1 protein-coding gene is annotated in these 544 nt (G+C 71.7%); it reads left to right on the plus strand.

Features of this window, described 5'->3' with window-relative positions; genetic code table 11:
- On the plus strand, positions 1-544 hold a 544-nt coding region (locus GCU56_RS23195; RefSeq protein WP_204332728.1), incomplete at both ends, for a signal peptidase I.

Raw genomic sequence — 544 nt, forward strand, 5'->3', positions numbered from 1 at the left:
CCGGCCCCGCCCACCCCGCGCTGCGCCCCCTGGCCGCCGCCATCGGCCGCTGGCTGACCCGGGCACTGGTGGCGACCGCCGTCCTGGCCCTCCTCGGCCTGGCCGTGGGCCCGCACGTGTTCGGCTACCGCACGATGACCATGCTCACCGGCTCCATGGCCCCGGCCATCGACCCCGGCGACGTCGTCATCACCACACCCTTGGCCGTCTCCGACATCACCGAGGGCATGATCATCACCTACCACATCCCCATCGACGACCACCGCGTCGTCACCCACCGCGTCATCAGCGTCGAGCACACCGGCGAGGACACCGTCACCGTCCAGACCAAGGGCGACGCCAACAACCACATCGACCCCTGGACCGCCGTCCTCCAAGGCGACACCGCCTACCAGGTCCAGGCCGTCATCCCCGCAGCCGGCCACCTCATCACCGCCCTGCGCACCCCCGCCATCAGCTCCGCCCTGGTCTACGGCGCCCCCGCACTCCTCGCCGGCTGGCTCCTGCTCACCATCTGGCGACCCACCACCACCACCGACGACGA

Source organism: Geodermatophilus sabuli (genome assembly GCF_010686765.1).
Classification (GTDB): domain Bacteria; phylum Actinomycetota; class Actinomycetes; order Mycobacteriales; family Geodermatophilaceae; genus Geodermatophilus; species Geodermatophilus sabuli_A.